General features: G+C 32.5%; 24 protein-coding genes. 15 read left to right on the top strand and 9 right to left on the bottom strand.

Annotated elements, in window-relative coordinates; translation table 11 throughout:
• Positions 1–195: 195 nt before the first annotated feature.
• Together LY08_RS03980 and LY08_RS03975 are read left to right on the top strand one after the other, a co-directional pair.
• Positions 196–2,064 (top strand): DEAD/DEAH box helicase, encoded by a 1,869-nt coding sequence (locus LY08_RS03980; protein ID WP_111659143.1) that lies wholly within the window; start codon positions 196–198, stop codon positions 2,062–2,064.
• Positions 2,065–2,172: 108 nt separating this feature from the next.
• Positions 2,173–3,018, top strand: coding sequence for a carboxypeptidase-like regulatory domain-containing protein (locus LY08_RS03975; protein ID WP_111659142.1), 846 nt, complete (start codon positions 2,173–2,175; stop codon positions 3,016–3,018).
• Here LY08_RS03975 and LY08_RS03970 read toward each other — a convergent pair whose 3' ends face one another.
• Both LY08_RS03970 and LY08_RS03965 read right to left on the bottom strand, forming a co-directional pair.
• Positions 3,019–3,678: a TrmH family RNA methyltransferase gene (locus LY08_RS03970; protein ID WP_111659141.1), complete on the bottom strand. Its 660-nt coding sequence runs from the start codon at positions 3,676–3,678 to the stop codon at positions 3,019–3,021.
• Positions 3,679–3,742: 64 nt separating this feature from the next.
• On the bottom strand, positions 3,743–4,564 hold the full coding sequence (locus LY08_RS03965; RefSeq protein WP_111659140.1) for a CHRD domain-containing protein: 822 nt from the start codon (positions 4,562–4,564) through the stop codon (positions 3,743–3,745).
• A gap of 102 nt (positions 4,565–4,666) precedes the next feature.
• Here LY08_RS03965 and LY08_RS03960 point away from each other — a divergent pair, with 102 nt between their 5' ends.
• The 6 genes from LY08_RS03960 to LY08_RS03935 all read left to right on the top strand — a co-directional run bounded on the left by LY08_RS03960 (position 4,667) and on the right by LY08_RS03935 (position 8,670).
• On the top strand, positions 4,667–5,338 hold the full coding sequence (locus LY08_RS03960; protein ID WP_111659139.1) for an SIR2 family NAD-dependent protein deacylase: 672 nt from the start codon (positions 4,667–4,669) through the stop codon (positions 5,336–5,338).
• 126 nt (positions 5,339–5,464) lie between these two features.
• Positions 5,465–6,472: a hypothetical protein gene (locus tag LY08_RS03955; protein ID WP_111659138.1), complete on the top strand. Its 1,008-nt coding sequence runs from the start codon at positions 5,465–5,467 to the stop codon at positions 6,470–6,472.
• A 25-nt stretch (positions 6,473–6,497) separates the two neighbouring features.
• A complete protein-coding gene (locus LY08_RS03950) occupies positions 6,498–7,028 on the top strand; it encodes a hypothetical protein (RefSeq protein ID WP_111659137.1) in 531 nt (176 codons plus the stop codon).
• Positions 7,029–7,202: 174 nt separating this feature from the next.
• The gene (locus LY08_RS03945; protein WP_111659136.1) at positions 7,203–7,637 is read left to right on the top strand and encodes a BLUF domain-containing protein; all 435 of its coding nucleotides are present in this window, start codon (positions 7,203–7,205) and stop codon (positions 7,635–7,637) included.
• Positions 7,638–7,713: 76 nt separating this feature from the next.
• The gene (locus tag LY08_RS03940) at positions 7,714–8,358 is read left to right on the top strand and encodes a DNA alkylation repair protein (protein ID WP_111659135.1); all 645 of its coding nucleotides are present in this window, start codon (positions 7,714–7,716) and stop codon (positions 8,356–8,358) included.
• An 87-nt stretch (positions 8,359–8,445) separates the two neighbouring features.
• Positions 8,446–8,670: a hypothetical protein gene (locus tag LY08_RS03935; protein WP_111659134.1), complete on the top strand. Its 225-nt coding sequence runs from the start codon at positions 8,446–8,448 to the stop codon at positions 8,668–8,670.
• 7 nt (positions 8,671–8,677) lie between these two features.
• On the opposite strand, the gene LY08_RS03930 is transcribed toward LY08_RS03935, so the two are convergent.
• On the bottom strand, positions 8,678–9,220 hold the full coding sequence (locus LY08_RS03930; RefSeq protein WP_111659333.1) for a YfiT family bacillithiol transferase: 543 nt from the start codon (positions 9,218–9,220) through the stop codon (positions 8,678–8,680).
• A gap of 109 nt (positions 9,221–9,329) precedes the next feature.
• Entirely contained in the window at positions 9,330–10,262 is a 933-nt protein-coding gene (locus LY08_RS03925; RefSeq protein ID WP_111659133.1) for a peptidylprolyl isomerase, read from the bottom strand.
• 116 nt (positions 10,263–10,378) lie between these two features.
• On the opposite strand from LY08_RS03925, the gene LY08_RS03920 reads away from it, so the two are divergent.
• Positions 10,379–10,813 (top strand): hypothetical protein, encoded by a 435-nt coding sequence (locus tag LY08_RS03920; protein ID WP_111659132.1) that lies wholly within the window; start codon positions 10,379–10,381, stop codon positions 10,811–10,813.
• 59 nt (positions 10,814–10,872) lie between these two features.
• Here the strand turns inward: LY08_RS03920 and recQ are convergent, their stop codons facing one another.
• Positions 10,873–13,065 (bottom strand): DNA helicase RecQ, encoded by a 2,193-nt coding sequence (gene recQ, locus LY08_RS03915; RefSeq protein ID WP_111659131.1) that lies wholly within the window; start codon positions 13,063–13,065, stop codon positions 10,873–10,875.
• 196 nt (positions 13,066–13,261) lie between these two features.
• On the opposite strand from recQ, the gene LY08_RS03910 reads away from it, so the two are divergent.
• The 4 genes from LY08_RS03910 (at position 13,262) to lptB (ending at position 16,210) form a co-directional block, all read left to right on the top strand.
• A complete protein-coding gene (locus LY08_RS03910) occupies positions 13,262–14,227 on the top strand; it encodes a KpsF/GutQ family sugar-phosphate isomerase (protein ID WP_111659130.1) in 966 nt (321 codons plus the stop codon).
• Positions 14,227–15,063, top strand: a complete 837-nt coding sequence (gene tatC / locus LY08_RS03905) for a twin-arginine translocase subunit TatC (RefSeq protein WP_111659129.1) — start codon at positions 14,227–14,229, stop codon at positions 15,061–15,063. Before LY08_RS03910 ends, tatC begins: the two co-directional genes overlap by 1 nt.
• Positions 15,047–15,394: a carboxymuconolactone decarboxylase family protein gene (locus tag LY08_RS03900; RefSeq protein WP_111659128.1), complete on the top strand. Its 348-nt coding sequence runs from the start codon at positions 15,047–15,049 to the stop codon at positions 15,392–15,394. The genes tatC and LY08_RS03900 overlap by 17 nt, the downstream gene beginning before the upstream one ends.
• Positions 15,395–15,469: 75 nt before the next feature.
• Complete coding sequence (gene lptB, locus LY08_RS03895) at positions 15,470–16,210, top strand: LPS export ABC transporter ATP-binding protein (protein ID WP_111659127.1); 741 nt, start codon at positions 15,470–15,472, stop codon at positions 16,208–16,210.
• Between the two features lie 59 nt (positions 16,211–16,269).
• Here the strand turns inward: lptB and LY08_RS03890 are convergent, their stop codons facing one another.
• Positions 16,270–17,100 carry a TerC family protein gene (locus LY08_RS03890; RefSeq protein WP_111659126.1) on the bottom strand — a complete coding sequence of 277 codons (831 nt, stop codon included), beginning with the start codon at positions 17,098–17,100 and terminating at the stop codon, positions 16,270–16,272.
• A gap of 9 nt (positions 17,101–17,109) precedes the next feature.
• On the bottom strand, positions 17,110–17,859 hold the full coding sequence (locus LY08_RS03885) for a CDP-alcohol phosphatidyltransferase family protein (RefSeq protein ID WP_111659125.1): 750 nt from the start codon (positions 17,857–17,859) through the stop codon (positions 17,110–17,112).
• 121 nt (positions 17,860–17,980) lie between these two features.
• Between LY08_RS03885 and LY08_RS03880 the strand changes: the two genes are divergently transcribed.
• Both LY08_RS03880 and LY08_RS03875 read left to right on the top strand, forming a co-directional pair.
• The gene (locus LY08_RS03880) at positions 17,981–19,051 is read left to right on the top strand and encodes a putative type IX sorting system protein PorV2 (RefSeq protein ID WP_111659124.1); all 1,071 of its coding nucleotides are present in this window, start codon (positions 17,981–17,983) and stop codon (positions 19,049–19,051) included.
• Positions 19,052–19,065: 14 nt separating this feature from the next.
• On the top strand, positions 19,066–20,232 hold the full coding sequence (locus LY08_RS03875) for a lipoprotein N-acyltransferase Lnb domain-containing protein (RefSeq protein WP_111659123.1): 1,167 nt from the start codon (positions 19,066–19,068) through the stop codon (positions 20,230–20,232).
• Between the two features lie 229 nt (positions 20,233–20,461).
• Here LY08_RS03875 and LY08_RS03870 read toward each other — a convergent pair whose 3' ends face one another.
• Both LY08_RS03870 and LY08_RS03865 read right to left on the bottom strand, forming a co-directional pair.
• Complete coding sequence (locus LY08_RS03870; RefSeq protein WP_111659122.1) at positions 20,462–21,856, bottom strand: sugar transferase; 1,395 nt, start codon at positions 21,854–21,856, stop codon at positions 20,462–20,464.
• 59 nt (positions 21,857–21,915) lie between these two features.
• Positions 21,916–22,926, bottom strand: coding sequence for a glycosyltransferase family 4 protein (locus LY08_RS03865; protein ID WP_111659121.1), 1,011 nt, complete (start codon positions 22,924–22,926; stop codon positions 21,916–21,918).

The raw sequence follows: 22,926 nt of genomic DNA, 5'->3' as shown, positions 1-22,926 counted from the left end.
TCATTAGTTTAAACAATTAGTAACACAACAATCAAATATCTTAAATAAAAGTGTACCTTTGCACCTTGAAAAAACGCATACGCGTTAAATTACTCCTCAGAGAGAGGATGTGTTACTAGAAGTATAGGTTAAAGTTGTTCAATGCACTTCTATAGGTAACACCAACATAAAGCAATTGAATACTTATAATTTAGAATGAGCACATTCCAAGAACTTGGTCTTGACGCAAACTTGCTACAAGCCATTACAGACTTAGGTTTTGAAACACCTAGCGAAGTCCAACAAAAAGCAATCCCATTATTATTAGAGTCTGAACGCGATTTAGTCGCTTTAGCACAAACTGGTACTGGTAAAACAGCAGCATTTGGTTTTCCTATGCTACAAAAAATTGATGTCGATAGTCGTACCACACAAGGGTTAATACTATCGCCAACTAGAGAATTATGTTTGCAAATTGCAAACGAAATGAAGCAATACGGTAAGTACAGCAAAGGACTAAACGTGACTGCTATTTATGGTGGATCAAGTATTACAGACCAAGCACGTGAAGTAAAACGTGGTGCACAAATTATTGTGGCTACTCCTGGTCGTATGAAAGATATGATTAAAAGACGTTTAGTAGACATCACCAAAATACAATACGCTGTTTTAGATGAAGCAGATGAGATGCTAAACATGGGTTTTTATGAAGATATTACAGATATCTTATCAGGAACTCCAGAAGAAAAAAGCACGTGGTTATTTAGTGCAACCATGCCAAAAGAGGTGGCGACCATAGCCAAAAAGTTTATGAACGACCCTTTAGAGGTGACTGTTGGTCATAAAAACGAAAGTACCTCTAACGTATCACACGAATACTATTTAGTAAATGCGCGTGACAGGTACCAAGCCTTAAAACGATTAGCGGATGCAAATCCAGATATATTTTCGGTAATATTTTGTCGCACCAAACGTGATACGCAAAAAGTTGCAGAACAATTAATAGAAGATGGTTATAGCGCAGGAGCCTTACATGGTGACTTAAGCCAAAACCAACGTGATATTGTGATGAAACAATTTAGAACACGTCAAATACAAATGCTTGTCGCTACAGATGTAGCTGCACGTGGTATTGATGTAGACGATGTTACACACGTTATTAATTACCAATTAAGTGACGAGATAGAAACCTACACACACCGAAGTGGTCGTACAGGACGTGCTGGAAAAACTGGTGTATCTATGGTTATTGTGTCTAAAAGTGAAGTAAGAAAGCTTAAAAGCATCGAGCGTATAATTAATAAAAAGTTTGAATTAAAAGAAATTCCTAACGGAATGGAAATTTGCGAAGTACAGTTAATGTCTTTAGCAAACAAAATTCATAATACAGAAATTAATCACGAAATCGATAAGTACTTAGAAGACATCAACGCTTTGTTTGAAGATACAAGCAAAGACGAATTAATTAAAAAGTTTTTCTCTGTAGAATTTACACGTTTTTATAACTATTACCAAAAAGCTAAAAACTTAAATGTTGCAGCTGGAGATTCTGGTCGTGATAGTGGTAGAACTAGTTCTGGTAACGCAACACGCTACTTTATTAATGTAGGTGAAAAAGATGGTTACGATTGGATGAAACTAAAAGACTTTTTAAAAGACGTTTTAGATTTAGGTCGTGATGATGTCTTTAAAGTAGATGTAAAAGATACGTTCTCATTTTTTAATACCGAAAAAGAACATCAAGAGAAGGTCTTAGCCTTTTTTACCGATTATAAAGACAATGGACGTTTTGTAAACGTAGAAGTTACCGAAGACCGAGGTGGTCGTGGCGGACGAGGTGGACGTGACAAAAACAGAGGTGGTGGAAGACGTCGTGATGGTGGCGGAGACCGCAGACGCAGAGATGATAAACCTAGAGGAGAAAGACGCTCAAGAAGAAGCGATGATACTTCTGGTAACAGAAGTGATAGACGTAGAAGCTCTGAAGGTAGCTCCGAGAGTAGAGGAAGACGTTCTGGTGACAGAGACAAATCTGTGTTTAAAACAACGCATGCTAGACCAACAAGAAACAGACGTAAGGATTAATTTATAACTATTATAACGTTAAACCTTTCTGTTAATATTTAGTCAAAAATAAAAGAAGACGCTATTTTTAGCGTTTTCTTTATTATTTTTATATCTGAATTTACATCAATGAAGCAGTACCTATATATTTTCCTTTTTAGTTTCATCACCACTTTTGCATTTTCTCAAGATAAAAAAGAAAACACATCAGCAGAGACTACCGTTAAAAAAATTACAGATTCTACTGCTGTTAAATCAGATTCTACGGTTAAAGGAATTATTATTGATGCCACTTCAAAACAACCTTTAGAAAACGTAAATATTGTCAATTTAACCCAAGTTATTGGTACTGCAACTAATGCTAAAGGAGAATTTGAATTACGTGCTAAAGCTAATGATACGCTTCACCTCTCCTACTTAGGGTTTAAATCTATAAAAGTAAAAGTGACTAATGATTGGGTTGATAAAATTGAAAAATCGACCATTACATTAACAGAGCTGGCTTTGGCTTTAGAAGAAGTTGTAGTCACAGGACTTAAATTAACAGGATACCTTGAAGTAGATGTTAAACAAGTAAACATCAATACCAATTATAGATACAGTATTTCTGGATTATCTAATGGTTATGAAGCTGGCAAAAAACAACCTAGTGCAGTTACTAAGGTATTGGGTTCTATTTTTAATCCGTTAGACTTTTTATACAATACCTTTAGTAAAAAAGGAACAGAGTTACGTAAGCTTAAAAAGATGAAAGAGGATGACAACATCCGAAACACCTTGGCTGCACGTTTTGATAGAGAAATGCTAACTGCATTATTGGGCGTTAATAAAGTGGATTTAGACGAAATTGTTAGTCAATGTAACTACTCGGAAGAATTTGTAACTACTGCTAATGACCTTCAAATATTAGATGCTATTAGTGAATGTTACGAGGAATATAAGGTATTAAATCGTGGTCGCAAAAAACGAATTTAATTATTGGTTAGTTTCGTAAAAACGTTCGACAATCTCATCATAGCTTTTAATCGTTTTTTTACACCAATCTAATTTTTTTTCTTGCTTTTCGGTTTCAGTTAATTGCCAATCTATATCAGTTTTCTTTAATTTAGAAGTGACATGTTGTAATATTATTGCAGCACTAACAGATATGTTTAAACTTTCGGTAAAACCTACCATAGGTATTTTTAAAAAGCAATCGGCTTGTTTTAAAACCTCTTCAGATAATCCTTGGGTTTCTCTTCCAAAGAAAAAGCAAGATTTTTTAGTCACATCAAAATCATACAACTCACAATCCTCTGCATGTGGTGTAGTAGCTACTATTTGATAGCCTTTTTGTTTTAAGGTTTTGATGCAATCTTTTACTGAATGAAACCGGTTTAAATCTACCCATTTCTGTGCTCCCATTGCAATCTCTCGGTCAATACGTTTCGAATTGGTTTCCTCTATAATATTTACCTCCTGGATACCAAACACATCACAACTACGGATAACTGCACTAGTATTATGTAATTGATATACATCTTCTGTAGCAACTGTAAAATGTTTGGTACGTTGGTTTAATACCTGTTCAAAACGTGCTAACCTATGTTCTGTTAGATAGGTTTCAAGATGTTGTAATAATGTAATATCTACCATGCTTTAAAAATAAAAAAAACTGATGGTTTTTCATCAGGTTTTAGCTATACTTTTAAATAGGTAATTAATTAGCACCAATATTTCCTTGGGCAATCAAAAAGCCTAAATTGGTCGCACTTAAATGCACATTGACGTAACCATCTATTGACAAAATATCATTATATCCAAATGGTGTTCCGTCATTTAATGCATCAACATTAGTTCTACTTATTCCGCTTGTTCCATCTACAGAAGTAAACGTAAATAATATAGCACCTGGTGCAGTTGCTACGCTTCCTGCATGGATATGTGCTGGATTTATGCCTCCTGCTGGGCTTCCTGTTAGATTAATTTCAGCTAAAGCTTCACCATTAACACGCTCTGTAAATGTGATACTACCAGACGCGTCTGTTAAATCTACCTGGTTAAGTGGATAGGTTACTGTGTTTGTTGTTAATTCATTTTGACCGATATCAGATTGGGCAACAATTGCATTATTAGTTTCACTTTGATGAATGACAAAATGTCCATCATAATCTAATAACGCTTCATAAGAAATTGGCGTACCATCATCTAGCGTGCTAAAAGTGGTTTCACTTTGTCCTGTTGTACCATTTACAGACTCTAAACTTACAGCTATTGCACCAGATTCTGCAGCAGTATTAAAATGGATATGCGCTGGATACAATACAGCATCAGTTGTACCTACTACATTAATTTGAATAGTAACTGTGTTGTTGGAATTTTTAATAAAATTGGCAGAACCAAAAATTCCTGAATTATTATAACTAGCAATAGTAAATAATCTAGAATCTACTTGTGTAACAACTTCTGGTGCATCATCTTCTGTACAACTAGTAATTACAGTTAAAGCAATAAAAAGGAAAAAATACTTGAAGGTTTTCATGGATTAATTTTTTAAAAATGAATGACTTATTTTTACTAAGCATTAAGATATTAAAGGGAATTAATCTTAAGTTTATAACTTATATCAAATGTAGTGAAAATTATGAAACATTTAGTGGTATTAACTGGTGCAGGTATGAGTGCCGAAAGTGGTATCAAAACGTTTAGAGGCGAAGACGGTCTGTGGGAAGATCATGACGTCATGCAAGTAGCCTCTCCAAAAGGGTTTGCTTCTAACCCAGAATTAGTTTTAGAATTTTACAATCAACGTAGACGTCAATTATTACAAGTGAGTCCCAACCAAGCACATCTTGAACTTGCAAACCTAGAAAAACACTTTAAAGTAACCATTATTACTCAAAATATTGACGATTTACATGAACGTGCAGGTAGTACTAATGTTATACATCTACATGGCGAGTTACTAAAAGTAAGAAGTACTAGAGATGAAAATTTTATTTTAGATTGGAAAACAGATCTAAATTTAGGAGATGTGGATAAACACGGACACCAATTAAGACCGCATATTGTTTGGTTTGGTGAAGAGGTCCCACTAATGGAAAAAGCAATTAACATTTGCTCTACAGCAGACAAATTATTAATAATAGGCACATCATTACAAGTATATCCAGCTGCAAGTTTAATGCATTTTGTACCACAAGATGTACCAAAATTTTATATAGATCCAAATCCATCTATTTCTAGTACAAAATCCTTAACAGTAATCCCAGAGATTGCTACTAAAGGGATTAATACTTTTATTTCGGTTTTATAATAGTCTTGGTTTTAAGATGAAAACTAGCTAGTATCAAACTTTATTTTCAAACGTTTAAATTAGAATAAGTCCCTTAGGAATTATAATTTTAGTAAATTACTGCTATTAACCAACCGTTTTAACTAAGTGAACACCAAGACGATAGACTTACTAAATATTGCCTTAATAGTAATTTCATTATTGGTAGCTATCAAATTACCTTTTGAATTGTTTTTGTTTTCCTATGCCATTTTAGGTCCATTACATTACCTAACCGAAATTAACTGGTTAAAAGAGCGTAACTACTTTGTAAAAAGTAATAAAAAGTGGATTTACTTTTTTATACTTTTCCCTTTTATATTAGCTATTTACCCAATTTACAAGTTTCTGGATTTAGGGTTAACAAATGCGTTAGATGATGTACTTAAACTAGTAAACAGAAACACTAACGCGTTGTTACTTATTGGTTTTTTTCTAGCGGTAGGTTTAATATTTGTAAGTAAAGTAAAGCATTTATTTTTAGTATTATTTTTAGCCATTATCACAGCTATTACCCTAACCTTTTATGTGCCAAAATCACTTTTTATAGTTGGATTATTTTTACCAACTTTGATTCATGTGTATTTATTTACATTTTTATTTATTGTTTTTGGTGCCTTAAAAGCTAAAAGTAGTTATGGTTATGTATTAGGCTTAGTAATGCTTTGCATACCATTTGTTATTTGGTTAATTCCGATAGATGCTACCAGTTACAACCTAAACCAAAGTGCTATTGACACATACATAGAAAGCAACATGATGGGAGTAAATTCTAAAATTGCAGAGTTTTTAAATCAAATACAAAACGGAAAATTTTATGCACTCTCTGAGGTGGGTTTAAAAATTCAAATTTTTATTGGCTTTGCGTATACCTATCATTATCTAAATTGGTTTTCTAAAACCTCTGTAATAGGTTGGAAAAAAGCCATATCTAAACAAAAAGGAATATTAATACTTGCCATTTGGATATTGTCTGTTGCATTATATGTATATGATTACAAAACTGGACTTATCGCATTATTCTTTTTAAGCTTTTTACATGTGTTTTTAGAGTTTCCTTTAAATGCTTTAACCATAAAAGAAGTCTTCTCTATTAAAAACTATAAGAAAAACTAATATATTAGTTTAATATTTTTGAGTAATGCAAAATCCCGATATCTTAAAAGGTTCTGACATAAAAATCACCAACTTACGTGATGCTTATAAAATATCAATTCCTGGTTTTAGACTTAAAAGGAATATGAGCACCTTTTTGAGAATCTTATTATTTGGATTTGCAATTTTTGTAATAAGCTTTTTATTATATAAGCAACCAGAAAATGCTTCGCCAATTGTATTAAGCCTTATTTTAGGTCTAGTTCTATTTTTCGCCTTTCATTTACATTCTAAAACAATAATAATTTTCTCCAAAAATTTTATTAAAGTAAAACATGGATGCTTACCTTTTTACAGAACACGACAATTACAAAACCTAACAAATATCTACATTGATGATAGTGTAAATATAGGAAGCGATTCGACTGGAAGTGATTTTATTTATTTAGTAATATCCTCTTCAAAACAATGGAATATAAAAATTATTGTAGACCATTTATCAAGACAAGACATCGAGTTTTTAAGAAGTCGATTAAGCTATTTAAGGTATAAGTTTTTGAATGAATATATCAAGTAACCATTTATTATTTACTAGTAAAACTAATCTCAAATAAAATCATACTTGACTCTATAAATCAAAATAAAAAACCCTTAGTTTTCTACAAAGTTGAATATATATTGTTACCTTAGTCTTAATACTAGCTATTAACCAACAATTAATCGCGTGTATATACAACGATTAAACCACTATATGTACCAACTAAATTACCACTCTAAATCTGTTCTTGAATTAGTTCAGGAAGATCTTGAAAATATATTAGCAACTTCTAATTTCATTAACAATTCAAGAAATATTACAGGGTGTCTTATTTTTCATAATAAAAGATTTGTACAAATTTTAGAGGGTAAAAAAAAGGATGTATTAGAGGTTTACGATAAAATAAAGGCAGACAATAGACATCATAATGTCACTCTACTTTGGGAAAATAACGTGGATAAACGTTATTTTCCAGAATGGAATATGGCTTTTCATAAACCAGAAAACGAAAACTTAAAACAGCACACTAACAATCTGATGTTATTATCCTCTTTGTCAGATACCTCTACTGGCTCTTTATTAAGTTTTTGGGCAACTGTCCGTAAAATTTTAAGTGATGGTAAAAACAATCACTTAAAAAAAATCTAAACGTTTTATATTTTAACTGTTTTACTTAATTTAGTTTTTAAAATATAAAAATCACATTTTAAGTCCTTGTCAAAACATGAAACTATCACCAAAAGCAAAGCAAATATTTAATACCATTGACAAAGAGACGACTAAATTAGGCGATTTAAGAACCATTGCTAAAACTATAAAAAAAGATCATGATTTAGCTTTACAACTTTGGTCTACTGGTCATTTTATGGCTAGACAACTGGCTATTTTAATTCTTGATAATAAGCAATTAGATCAAAATGTAATTAACAAACTAGATACAGACATACAGAATCATAATCCAGAAGAACAAATCCATTTAATGGATTGGCTAATTGCAAATCAATTAACCAAAAGCAAACAGTTAATTACTTTAATTGAATCTTGGGAGCACAGCCCATCTACCCTACAAAGACGAGTGTTTTGGTATTATCAAGCTAGGTTAAGATGGATGGGTAACACCAAACATAGCAATACAGAATATTTATTAAAGGCTATTGAAAAAAATTTAATGTCAGAGCAACCCGAAGTACAATGGGCTATGAATTATACTGCTGGACAAATTGGCAAATGGGAGGAGAAATACCGAGATAGATGTATAGCAATTGGAGAATCTACTGGACTATATAAAGATGACATAGTACCAAAAAACTGTACACCAAGTTATTTACCAGAATTTATTGCTATTGAAGTCGCTAAATTGAAAAAATGATTTGTAAATAAAAATAGCTATCTTTATTAGCACACTAGTCAAACAACTGCTATTTACAAATACTAAAACACAATACTTAATTATTAAATGAGTAAATCTTGGACATTAACAATTGCTATAGTAATGTTTTTAATATTCACGTATGTATATTGGAAATTAACAAAAGGCTATGTCCAAAAAGTCATGGGTAAAAAAATGTGGTCCCATTGGGGAAACCAAACGTTTTATTGGACTAACGTGTTATTGGTAAGTGGCTTTTTAACAGTATTGGTTATTTATCTACTAAGAAGCTCTAAAATTGTTGCTATTTAATTTTTTATTAAATCCAACCTTCTCGTTTTGCTAACGTTTCGATATGCGCATAATGATGGTTGCTATGCCAAGCATAAATGCCTAAATTTTCTTTTAACACTACTGTTTCATTACCTTCTGGATGTATGAAAGCACGATTTAATTGCTCTAAACTTAACCCTTTTACATAGTATACCAATTTAGCATGTACAGCTTTTATATGAAGTAATGAGGCGTCAATTGGTTGATTATAATCGTGTTGATTAGCCCAATCTTTTTCGTTATAGGCTTTAATTAATGGATTATCCTCAGTCATTGCCCATTTAAATCTGGTGTAACTATTATGATGACTATCTGCAACGTGATGTACAACTTGCCTAACCGTCCAGCCCTTTGGTCTGTATGGTGTGTCCAATTGTTTGTCTGTAAAATTAGACACTAATTGCTCCAATCTATTTGGAAAATGTTCTAAAATAGAAATCCAAGCTTCTATTGTAGACGCTGAAATAGTTGTTGGACAATCAAATGCACCTATAGGATATTTAAGCTGTTCTAATTCTTGGTCAGTCATAAGCATAAAAGTAAATAAAAAAACCTCAAAAGTTCCGAAACGTTGGAATTAATCTTTTGAGGTTTTTTTATCTAATAGCTAAAGGCTAAAAGCCAAAAGCATTTTTTTTTTAACTAACAGCTACAAGCTCGACATCAAACACAAGAATAGCATCTGGTGGAATGACTCCTCCTGCACCTCTTGCTCCATATCCTAAATCTGAAGGAATAACAAATCGTGCTTTATCACCTACGTTTAATAATTGGATACCTTCGTCCCAACCAGAAATAACTTGTCCTACTCCTACTTGAAAATCTAAAGGTTGGTTGCGCTTGTAAGAACTATCAAACACTGTTCCGTCTGCTAGTTGACCTTTATAATGTACAGATACTTGGTTTCCTTTTTCTGCTTTTTTACCATTTCCTTTTTGGATAATTTGGTAACGTAAACCGCTTTCAGTCTCTTCAAAACCTGCTGCTAATTTATCTAATGCTTCACGTTTTGCTTCACGTTCTGCAGCAATACGTTTTTCTCTAGCGCCTTCAAAAGTTCTAAAAGCTTCAATAGCATTAAAATTTTCTGCGTCTTGACCTACTCTAATAATTTCTAATGTGTCAATTTTATCTCCTTGTGCTATAGCATCAACAACGTCTTGACCTTCTACTACTTTTCCAAACACCGTATGGTTACCATCTAACCAATCTGTTGCAATATGTGTGATAAAAAACTGACTACCATTGGTTCCAGGTCCAGCATTAGCCATACTTAACACACCTGGTCCATCATGCTTTAATTGAGGGTGAAACTCGTCATCAAACTTATAACCAGGATTTCCACTTCCTGTACCTTGAGGACAACCACCTTGAATCATAAAATCTGGAATAACTCTGTGAAATGTTAAACCATCATAATATGGTGTCCCTTGAGGTTTTACAGCATTTTCCATATTACCTTCTGCTAAAGCAACAAAGTTTCCAACTGTTCCTGGTGTTTTTTCAAATTCTAAAGCGACTAAAATTTCGCCTTTTGTTGTATTAAATTTTGCGTATAATCCGTCTTGCATGTCATTGTTTTTTAATGAGGTGCAAAGATAGGAAACTAACAAACAAGTTTAAAAGTTAAAACTAGAAAGTTTGATCGACTAATTTTTAGTAGTTTTGACCAAATTAAATTTGAGTAATGGGAATTTTTAGCAGTTTTAAAAAGAAAGAAAACGAAGAAACTAGTGATACAAATTATGTTGAAGCCTTATTAAAACATAGTCAAGATGAACCTCTTGGTGTAGCGGACAACAATGTGATATATGCAGGATATAATGAGCTTGGTGGTTATTATTACTTCCAGACTTATGTTATTGGAAAATTTAAACTTAAAACCAAAACTGGTGCAAAACTGCGTATTGAAGGTACTAATTATTCATTAGACTTAAATGCAGATATGAATGAACTAGAATCTGAACCAGCAGATATTTTTAAAGGTTATGTTACCAGAATAGATTTTGAAATTGAAAAAGACGTTGTAGAAACTATTAGACGTTCAACAATTAAAGAACTAATATTAACTACTAAAAAAAACAAACTTGTTTTTAAGCCTTTTGAAAAATCTGAAGTTTAATACCAACTACTTTTCACTTTTCGCTTTTCACTTTTCACTTTCCACTTTTCACTTCCCACCTAATTAGCAACTTCACTAATAAATTTAATGCGATATAATCGTAGTTCTTCATCATCATAGTCACCATCAAATTCATCAATTGCTATATCAATTTTATCGGTTTCAGATTCCATAAAATAGTCATGAAGCTCCTCTTGTTGGTCTTCGTCTAAAATATCATTTATCCAATAATCAATATTCAATTTGGTTCCAGAATAGACTATGGCTTCCATTTCTTTTATAAAAGCAGACATCTCCATGCCTTTAGCAGATGCAATATCTGTAAGAGGTAATTTTCTGTCTACATTTTGGATAATATATAATTTTAATCCAGAATTACTTCCTGTAGATTTTACTACCAAATCATCTGGTCTAGTAATGTCATTATCCTCTACATATTGAGCAATAAGTTTTACAAAATCTTTACCGTATTTTTTAGCTTTACCTTCTCCAACACCGTGAACATTGGATAGTTCTTCAATTGTTGTAGGATATTTTAGAGCCATATCTTCTAGTGAAGGATCTTGAAATATCACAAATGGAGGGACTCCAATCTTTTTAGCATTAGACTTACGTAAGTCTTTTAACATTTTCATTAACGCTTCGTCCACTACTGCTCCACCGCCTTTTTTAGCTGTAATTATACTACTATCAGCATCATCTCCAAAATCATGATCTTTAGTCATCATAAAGGACTCAGGAGTTTTGATAAAGTTTTTTCCTTCAGGTGTTAATTTAATAACACCATAGGTTTCTATATCTTTTTTAAGAAATCCAGCGACTAAAATTTGTCGTGTTAACGCCATCCAATACGACTTCTCTTTCTCTTTTCCTTTACCAAAAAAGGATTGTTCGTCTGTTTTATGAGAGCTAATTAAAGCGTTAGACTTACCAACAATAACATTAACTAATTCTTTAGCCTTATATTTTTCGTTAGTAGCGTCAACAATTTCTAATACCAATTTAGCATCATCTTTAGCTTCTTGCTTTTCTTTAGGATGACGCATATTATCATCCATATCTCCACCTTCACCTGTTTCATTATCAAACTCTTCACCAAAATAGTGCAGTATAAATTTACGTCTTGAGATTGAGGTTTCCGCGAAAGCAACCACTTCTTGTAATAATGCGTGACCTATTTCTTGCTCTGCAACAGGCTTACCAGACATAAATTTTTCTAATTTTTCTATGTCTTTATAAGCATAATAGGCCAAACAATGACCTTCTCCTCCATCTCGACCAGCACGTCCAGTTTCTTGATAATAACTCTCTATGCTTTTTGGGATATCATGATGGATAACAAAGCGTACATCTGGTTTGTCAATTCCCATTCCAAAAGCAATGGTAGCTACTACAACGTCTATATCTTCCATTAAAAACATATCTTGGTGACTAGAGCGTTTTTTAGCATCTAAACCAGCATGATATGGCACAGCTTTTATTCCGTTTACCTGTAAGACTTGTGCCAGTTCTTCAACACGTTTTCTACTTAAACAATAGATGATACCAGATTTTCCTTCGTGTTGTTTTACAAAACGGATAATATCTGAGTCTACGTTTTTGGTTTTAGGACGTATCTCGTAATATAAATTAGGTCTATTAAATGACGCTTTAAAGGTATTAGCATCATTCATTCCCAAGTTTTTCAAGATATCTTCCTGAACTTTAGGAGTTGCTGTTGCAGTCAACCCAATAATAGGAATGTTATCTCCTATGCGTTTAATTATAGATCTTAAATTACGGTATTCTGGCCTAAAGTCGTGTCCCCATTCACTGATACAATGGGCTTCATCTACAGCCATAAACGAGATTTTTACCGTTCGTAAAAACTCGACATTTTCTTCTTTAGTTAAAGACTCCGGAGCCACGTACAACAGCTTGGTTATACCATTAGTAATGTCCGCTTTGACTTGTTTGACTTCGGTTTTATTTAACGAAGAATTTAAAACATGCGCTACACCATTTTCATTAGAGACGCCTCGTATGGCATCTACTTGGTTTTTCATTAATGCAATTAAAGGCGATACTACAATAGCAGTTCCGTCTTGCATTAAAGCTGGAAGTTGGTAGCATAAGCTTTTACCTCCTCCAGTGGGCATGATTACAAATGTATTTTTTTGTTCAAGGATACTTTTGATAACTTGTTCTTGAAGACCTTTAAACTCGTCAAAACCAAAGTATTTTTTTAGTGCTGAATGCAATTCGCTTTTCACTAGATAAAACTTACGTATTAAATTAATTATTTACACTTACTTACATTTGGCAAACAAATAAAATGTTGCAAAGAATTGAATTCCCCTCTCAATTTTTTCGCTAAATTTGTTGCCAATTACAATTTAAAAACCTTTGTAGTTTTTAGATTAAGACTAAAGATAGTAAAATCTTTATAAACCAAAAAAATTAAAGACATTGAAAACAAAAGCGTCCATTATTAATAGTGCAATAGAAACTATTAAATTAGAAGGACAGTCTATTTTAAACCTTTCTACATTAATTGATAATGATTTTGCAGACGCAGTAGAATTAATTTACAACTCTAAAGGTCGTGTCATTATTACAGGCATTGGTAAAAGTGCCATTATCGCTACAAAAATTGTAGCTACACTAAATTCTACTGGGACTCCAGCAGTATTTATGCACGCTGCAGATGCCATACATGGTGACTTAGGATTAATCTTAGAAGATGATGTGGTGATTTGTATTTCTAAAAGTGGAAATACGCCAGAAATTAAAGTTTTGGTGCCTTTAATAAAAAATGCTGAAAACAAAATGATTGCCATTACTGGTAATAAAGATTCGTTTTTAGGGCAACAAGCCGATTTTGTTTTAAATGCGTTTGTGCAAAAAGAAGCTTGTCCTAATAATCTAGCACCTACAACCAGTACAACAGCTCAATTAGTATTAGGTGATGCATTAGCTGTTAGTTTATTAGAATTGCGTGGTTTTTCAAGTAAAGACTTTGCTAAATACCATCCTGGAGGTGCTTTAGGAAAAAAATTATATTTAAGAGTTCACGATATTTCGTCTGCAAATATGAAACCAGAAGTGTCTTTAAACACTAACATCAAGCAGGTTATTGTAGAAATTTCTGAAAAAATGTTAGGTGTCACAGCAGTTACCCAAGACCATAAAATTGTTGGAATTATTACCGATGGTGATTTGCGTCGTATGCTAAGTAAAGTGGATGACTTTAGCCAATTAACAGCTAAAGATATAATGAGTGCTAATCCTAAACGTATTGAGGAAGATGCTATGGCTATAGATGCTATGGAAGTTTTAGAAACGTATGGTATATCTCAATTATTAGTAGAAAAAGACGGTCAATATGCAGGTGTTGTACACGTACATGATTTAATTAGAGAAGGGATTTTATAATGGCGAAAAAAGATGTAAACGATATGTCATTTTTAGATCATCTTGAAGATTTAAGATGGCATTTAATTAGGATAGTTTCGGCAGTAGTAATTTGTGGAATTGTAGCGTTTTGTTTCCCTAGTTTTATTTTTGATACAATTTTATTTGCGCCTCAAAAAATGTCATTTCCAACCTATCAATGGTTGTGTAATCTGTCTCAATTCTTTGGTATAAACGATATTAGTTTTTGTGCGGATGCGTTCCCGTTTATCATTCAAAACCGTGAAATGGCTGGTCAATTTTCCATCCATATCTGGACCTCAATTTATGCAGGTTTTATAGTTGCCTTTCCTTATGTTATCTACCAATTGTGGCATTTTATAAGTCCTGGCTTAACTTCTAAAGAAAGAAAAACTTCAACTGGATTTATTATTATATCTTCTCTATTATTTTTTATGGGTGTACTTTTTGGGTATTACATAATCACACCTTTATCCATAAACTTTTTAGGGACCTATTCTGTTAGTACAGAAGTGTCTAATGAGATTGATATTTCGTCTTACGTAGGATTAGTTAGAGCTGCTGTTTTAGCATCAGGAATTATTTTTGAGTTACCCATACTTATTTATTTTTTAGCAAAAGTTGGATTAGTCACTGCAGAGTTTTTACGCAAATACCGCAAATTTGCTTTAGTCATTGTATTAATACTGTCTGCAATTATTACGCCTCCAGATGTAGCCAGTCAAATTATAGTTGCAATACCTGTATTAATTTTATACGAAATTAGTATTCATATTGCCAGAATAGTAGTAAAAAGAGATTTAAAAAAACAGAAAAAACATGTCAGACCAAGTTAAAGACTTTAACGACTATCGTGCTAAGATGAATGACAAAATTCTTAGCGATAACAACAAAATAATCAAACGTATTTTTAATTTAGATACCAACGCGTTTACCGAAGGTGCTCTAGACGTTAAAACAAAAGAGTTGCTAGGATTAGTAGCTTCAACTGTTTTACGTTGTGACGATTGTGTTAAATACCATTTAGAATCTAGTTACAAACTAGGCTTGTCTAAAGAACAGGTTATGGAAACATTAAGCATAGCAACCTTAATAGGTGGTACTATTGTTATTCCGCATTTAAGACGTGCTTACGAGTATTGGGAAGCATTAGAGGCACAAGGTTAAACTTTACATAAAATAATAGTCCTATTTTAATAGTTATATCTAAATGACTATTTTTAGCACAATTAAATAATCTACATGAAGCTTAGAGCCGAACATTTAATGAAGTCCTATAATGGACGTAAAGTTGTAAAAGACGTCTCTCTTGAGGTTAATCAAGGAGAAATTGTAGGGTTATTAGGTCCAAATGGAGCTGGTAAAACAACATCGTTTTACATGATTGTTGGTTTAATTAAGCCTAATGGCGGACAAATCTTTTTAGATAATACAGAAATTACCAAATACCCAATGTACAAACGTGCACAAAATGGTATTGGTTATTTAGCTCAAGAAGCATCTGTATTTAGAAAATTAAGTATTGAAGATAATATTTTAAGTGTCTTACAATTAACCAAGCTGAGTAAAAAAGAGCAATTACACCGTATGGAGTCTTTAATTGAAGAATTTAGTTTAGGACACATTAGAAAAAATAGAGGTGATTTATTATCTGGTGGTGAGCGTCGACGTACAGAAATTGCTCGTGCTTTAGCCACTAATCCTAGCTTTATTTTATTAGATGAACCGTTTGCTGGAGTAGATCCTGTTGCAGTAGAGGACATCCAACGTATAGTCGCACAACTAACCAAAAAGAATATTGGTATTTTAATTACAGACCACAACGTACAGGAAACTTTAGCTATTACAGACCGAACCTATTTAATGTTTGAAGGAAGCATCCTTAAAGCAGGTGAACCTGAAGAATTGGCTAACGATGAAATGGTACGTAAAGTGTACTTGGGTCAGAATTTTGAACTACGTAAGAAGAAGATTAGAGAATAACATTAATAATACATTATCTCATAAAAAAAATCCCAATTGAATTTCAATTGGGATTTTTTTTATGACACCTTATCCTTCTTAGTATCTTTCATCATCGCTTTCTGCTCTGCCAAAATCTTTCTTTGATATCGACCTTGTACAACATCTGTTATCACTAAAATAGCAATCACAAAATAGAAGGTTGTTTTGCTCATAGATTCTATTGGGTTACCAAATAACTTTAAATGGGCTAAATGTCCACCTTCAGTAACTAGCATAATACCAACAATAAACAGGATAAATAAACCTAGGACTTCATACATTCTGTTTTTAGCTAAAAACACTGAGATTCTATCTGCTAAAAACAGCATTAACAATCCACTAATTACAATTGCAATAGCCATAACTATAAATGCAGTAGTTGCATTTTCAATATCGCTGGTTAGTCCAATTGCTGCTAAAATAGAATCGAATGAAAACACTAAATTCATAATAACTATACTGGTAATTACTGCATTGGCAGATTTTCTACTTTTACCATCACCTTCAATATCATGATCTAAATCTGGAGCACCAATCATGTGCCAAATTTCTTTAATAGCAGTATAAATTATAAATCCACCACCAGCAAGCACAATTAAACTATGACCATTAAACTCAAAGGACGCGACATCACCAATTTCACCCGTTAAAAAAGAAAATGGTTCTTGAAAAAAACCAATGATTCTAACCAATACAAATAACAATACAATTCTTAAAACAATAGCGATTAAAATCCCTTTTTTCCTAACTCCTTTTTGATCGGCTTCAGGTGCTTTTTTGGACTCTAAAGAAATATACAAAAGGTTATCAAAGCCTAAAACAGCTTGTAATAAAATAAGCATTAGTAATGTAAAAACAACTTCTAACATAGTATAAGATTAGTTTATATTATTAAATAAAGACAGTAAAATATATAAGGCAATAATAATTGGTATAGCTGCAAAATGCAGGACAATTAATAGCACGATACTTAAAATAATAAAGATGTAGCGGACTGCATTGGTTTTAAAGGTCCAATCTTTAAATTTTAAAGCAAATAGTTTTATGGGTGAATTTAATAAGTAACAACTCGCAATGGTTAGTCCAATTAAAAACCATTTATTAAGTATAGTTGCATTAATTAAATCGTTATTCTGAAACTCTAAAATTAATGGCAAAGATAAAATGAGTAGAGCATTTGCAGGTGTTGGCAAACCTTTAAAATAACTTTGTTGGTCTTCGTCTAAATTAAAACGTGCTAATCTATAGGCAGATGCCAACGTAATAAACAATCCAATAAAGGGTAACAAATTTAACTTAAAACCACTCCATTGCATAGAGGCTGTCCAATCATTTATAGATGTAAATGCTTTGTTATGACTTGCTAATTCTAATAACTTAAACATAATAATTCCAGGCACCAATCCGCTAGTGACCATATCTGCTAGGCTATCTAATTGTAAACCTAGCTCACTTTGCACCTTAAGTTTTCTGGCTAATAAACCATCAAAAAAATCAAAGAAAATACCCAAAAACACAAAAAAGGCTGCAAATACAAAATGGTTATTCACTGCAAAGATAACTGCCACACTTCCGCAGAATAAATTAAGAAGCGTCACAAAATTTGGTATAAAAGCTTTAATAGTCATTAGTTAGTTTTTTGTAAAAATAACAAAGTATTTGGCTCTATTCCAAACACGAGACAATATAGTGTTAAAATTGAAGTTTAATATATAGAAAAATTATAGCATCTTTGTAAAAAAATTGACATTGAAAATACGCTTACTAGCCTTTTTATTATTGAGCACAACTTTAACTATTGCTCAAACTACTCGTAAATATTCAAACGAATTTATGAATATTGGTGTGGATGCAGCTGCATTAGGAATGGGTAATGCTGTTGTAGCACGAAGTAACGATGTTAATTCTGGCTATTGGAATCCTGCTGGTTTAATCAATTTAGAAGACAATCAACTAGCCTTAATGCATTCTAGCTACTTTGCTAATATTGCTAATTACGACTATGCTGCATTTGCTATGCCACTTGATAACAGAAGTGCTTTTGGGATTTCTCTCATACGATTTGCAGTAGATGATATTTTAGACACCACGCAACTTATAGACGAGCAAGGAAATGTGAATTATGACAGAATTAGTTTGTTTTCTACTGCAGATTATGGGTTAACGTTTTCGTATTCTAGAGATTTACCTATTGAAGGCTTAAGTTACGGAGTCAATGCTAAAATTATTAGAAGAATTATTGGAGATTTTGCCTCAAGTTGGGGATTTGGACTAGATGCTGCTATTCAATTTGAAAGTAACAACAATTGGAAGTTTGGCATCATGGCTCGAGATATAACAACCACATTTAATGCTTGGAATATTGATGAAGAAGAATTTGCTAAAGTACAAAACGCAGTAGAAGGGCAAAACCAAGAATTACCTGAAACCACAGAAATTACCATCCCAAAACTACAAATTGGTGTGGCTAAATTATACAGATTTCATTACGATTATACATTGGAAGCCGAGTTGGATTTAAATGTTAGATTCGAGCAAAATAATGATATTTTATCTTCGTCTTTTGCAAGTATAAATCCTGCTTTAGGATTTGAATTTGGATATTTAGACATGATTTACCTAAGAACTGGAGTAGGTAATTTCCAAAATGAGTTACAGTTTGACAACTCAGAAGACCTAACCTTTCAACCTAGCTTTGGGGTCGGTTTTAAATATAAAGGAATCCAAGTGGATTATGCATTTACAGATATTGGAGACCAAAGTGTCGCTTTATACTCTAATGTGTTTTCTTTAAAACTTGACTTTAGTGTGTTTAGATAAGTTATCTTTGTAGTATGACCTTAGTATTGCGCTTTTTCTTTTTATTAGTAGTATCCACCAGTTTCTCTCAAACTTTACCTTTATCTGATGACGCAACAGTAAGTGTCATAACAATAGGTCCTGGTGAAAATTTAAACGATGCATTTGGGCATAATGCAATCCACATTAAATCTAGGTTTTTAGATATAACTTACGACTTTGGTCGCTATAATTTTGAAGACCCTAATTTTTATTTAAATTTTGCTCAGGGTAAATTAAAATACCTACAAGGAAAATCTAATTATAATCAGTTTATAAGCTTTTATATTACTGAAAATAGGACGATTAAAGAGCAGATTTTAAATCTAACCACTACTCAAAAGCAAGACTTATACAATTATCTTGAAGCTAATTATAAACAAGATGAAGGCGCTTACTTATATGATTTTTTCTATGATAATTGTGCTACTAGAATTAGAGATGTTACAGAAACTACCCTAAACGGAAACTTAAAATATAACTTACCAAACAACTATAAAAAACAAACCTTTAGAGAGCTTATAGACAGCCATGTACATTGGAACACTTGGGGAAGTTTTGGGATTGACTTAGCATTAGGATCGATTATAGATAGACAGGCTTCTGCTAGAGAACAGCTGTTTTTACCAGAAAAAATACACTTGTTTTTTGAACATGCTACTTTAAAAAACTCTGGAGAAAAGCTTGTTACTAAATCTAAGACCATTTATACCAATAAAGAAAAATCAGAAAACACCTTATTTTTATTCAGTCCTCTAGTTGTACTAACAATCATAGCTGTAATTATTGTATTTATAACCTTTAAAGACTACAAAAGCCAATTAAGAACCAAATGGTTAGATGTGGTTGTTTTTATAACAACTGGAATAATTGGTGTTTTAGTATTCTTACTCTGGTTTGCAACAGACCACACTAGTACAGCATATAATTACAACTTATTGTGGGCTTTTCCATTAAGTCTATTGTGTGTGTTGCAACTAGTTAAAACTACACCAAAAAAATGGTGTATTGGATACATTAAATTTTTAATGTTAATGTTGTGTTTAATGACATTACATTGGACTATTGGCGTACAACGTTTTGCTCCTGCTTTAATCCCTGTATTAATTGCTTTAGCTATAAGATATGTTTTTCTTCTAAAGCATTTTAAAACAACAGCATAAGTTTATTTAAAACAAAAAGAAGAATTTGATTAAAAACTAGACAACTCCAACTTATAGTTACTTCTTCTGCTACCTATCCATTCCCTATTGCCTTATGCCTTATGCCTACTGCCTACTGCATACTAACTACTTCCTACTAACTACTTCCTACTGCCAACTGCCTACTACCTACTATCTACTATCTACTATCTACTAACTACTAACTACTAACTACTACCTACTAACCAACCTACTGCCCTCTAAAGAAAATAACAGTACTTAAGGTTTTTACAATAATATTAATGTCCAGCAAGAAGCTTCGGTGTTTGATGTAATACAAATCGTATTGAAGTTTTAACAAACTATCATCAATACTAGAGCCATAACGTGCTTTTACTTGAGCCCATCCAGTAAGTCCTGGTTTTACAATATGTCTAGTTTCATAAAACGGGATAACCTGAGAGAGTTCTTCAACAAAATAAGGACGTTCTGGACGAGGTCCAATCAAACTCATATCACCTTTAAGTATGTTTATAAACTGAGGGAATTCGTCTAGACGTGTGACACGTAAAAATTTACCGAAAGCAGTAATACGACTATCATTTTTAGAAGCCCAAACAGCACCTTCAGTTTCGGCATTTTTAACCATAGTTCTATACTTATAAATTTTAAAAGGTACACCATTTATACCTACTCGATCTTGTGTGTAAATTAAAGGACCTCTGTTTCCAACAAGATTACCAATTAACACAATAGGAAGTAGTAAAGCACCAATTATAATGCCTACTACAGACAAGATAACATCAAACAGTCGTCTATAGGTTAAATACAGTTTGTTTTTATTATTGCGACTAAACGGAAAGTACTTGTAAAAGTCTTTACCTACAAATTGAACTGGCACGCGATAGGTAATATCTTCATAAACTTGTGTGTATTCTTTAATAGGGAATCCTTTCTCTAATAAAGTAATTAAATCGGAATAAATAGAAGGGGTAATATTTTCAGAATTATAACTAGCGACTACTACTTCAGAGATGCTTTCTTCTTTAATAATTTGATGCATTGCTGAGGGCTCATATTCTTTTAAACCATTAAATTTTATGGCATCATTTTTTTCGGTTTCACAATTAATAAACCCTATAATTTTATAATTTGGATCTGCGTTAGCAAAAGCATCTACTATACTTTTAATATTAGAGGTCTCACCTACCAACAATACTTTTTTAAAAAAACGCGGAGAAGAAATAAAGGTTATATAGGCCCAACGCCAAGTATATAAACCAAATAATATAGCCAGATAGAAATACAATATCTGTAATCTGTTTTCTGGTAAAGACGGTGTAAAAAAGGGAGTTAGCAGGTAAAATAGCACAGTAACAGATGTCGTTAATAAAACGGTCCCTAAAACGGTTTCTAATCGGCTAGATTTTTGTAAATCGTATAACTCTAAAACCGTCCCAAACACAGAGATATAAAGTGCTAACACTATAAACCATGCCCAATGTTGGTCATAGACTCTAAAGTAATCAAATTCAAAAAAGGTACTAACAACAAATAAGGAGATGCCTACAAATAACAAATCAAATAAACGTAATAATATTTTACGTTCAGAAATTTCAAAGTGTATACCACTAGTGTCTGTCATTGTTATTGGTTGGAAGAATTATTTCAAAGATAACAAGTAATTGTATTTAAGCAAGTTTTTTATTTTAAAGTGGTTAACCATTGTTGTTTTATGTTTTCCCAATCAAAAGATTCGGCTTTTAATCGTGCGTCTTTGATAACAGACGCTCTAAAAGCACTATCGTTTTTATATCGTTTAATGGCTTCAACAAAAGCTTCTGGATGATTTGGATTAACTAATACACCTTCTTTTTCGTGTTCAATTAAATACGGAAGCCCTCCAACATTTGTAGACACAATGGGTAAACCTAAAGCCATAGCTTCAATAACACTAACTGGTGTATTATCATAATTTGTTGTATTAATAAACACAGAGTAGTGTGCTGATAATGCTATCCATTCTGCTTTGGTTAACTTTCCTGTAAAAGTCACATCAACACCTAATTGGCCTGCATAGGCTTTGGTAGATTTCAAACTGCCATCATTATCTGGACCTACCATACATAATGTTGCCTCAGGGTAAATTTCTTTTAATTGAAATAAAATAGTTACAGCAAGCTTAGGATTGTATAAGTTAGAAAAGGATCGTACCCAAAGCAAATTGACGTTATCCAGGGTTCGTTCTGTAAATGGATAATTTGTAATAGAGATACTATTAGGAATCACTTGTATGTTGGAATAACCAAATGCCTCAAATTCAGATTTAATAAAACCTGAGGGCGAAATATTGACAAAAGACTTATTGAAAATGGAAGCGCAGAGTCTAGGATTATTTTTTAAACGGATTGGTAGATTACCTCCATGTAATATTGGTATGTATTTTAACTTAAACCATTGGCACAATTTACTAACAGCATATGCATAATAAAAATTTAAGGTACTGTAGGTATCTATTAGGACATAGTCAGTTGTTTTTCGGTGTATAAAAACCGTCCATAACATATCCAGAAATCTCATAAGAATATTTGAATAACTTGAAGCATATGTAACCTCAAAATCAGCAGCCTCAAGCCCTTTTCCAAGGGTATCAATAGTGGTAGCTGTTTTACCTGTTTGGGATAGCTTGTTGCCTATGTATACTAAATGTTTCAA

The sequence above is a fragment of the Olleya aquimaris genome, assembly GCF_003259525.1.
In the GTDB taxonomy this organism is placed as follows: Bacteria; Bacteroidota; Bacteroidia; order Flavobacteriales; family Flavobacteriaceae; genus Olleya; species Olleya aquimaris.
Note: the sequence above shows the minus strand (reverse complement) of the source record. Positions and strands in the feature narration are given on the sequence as shown.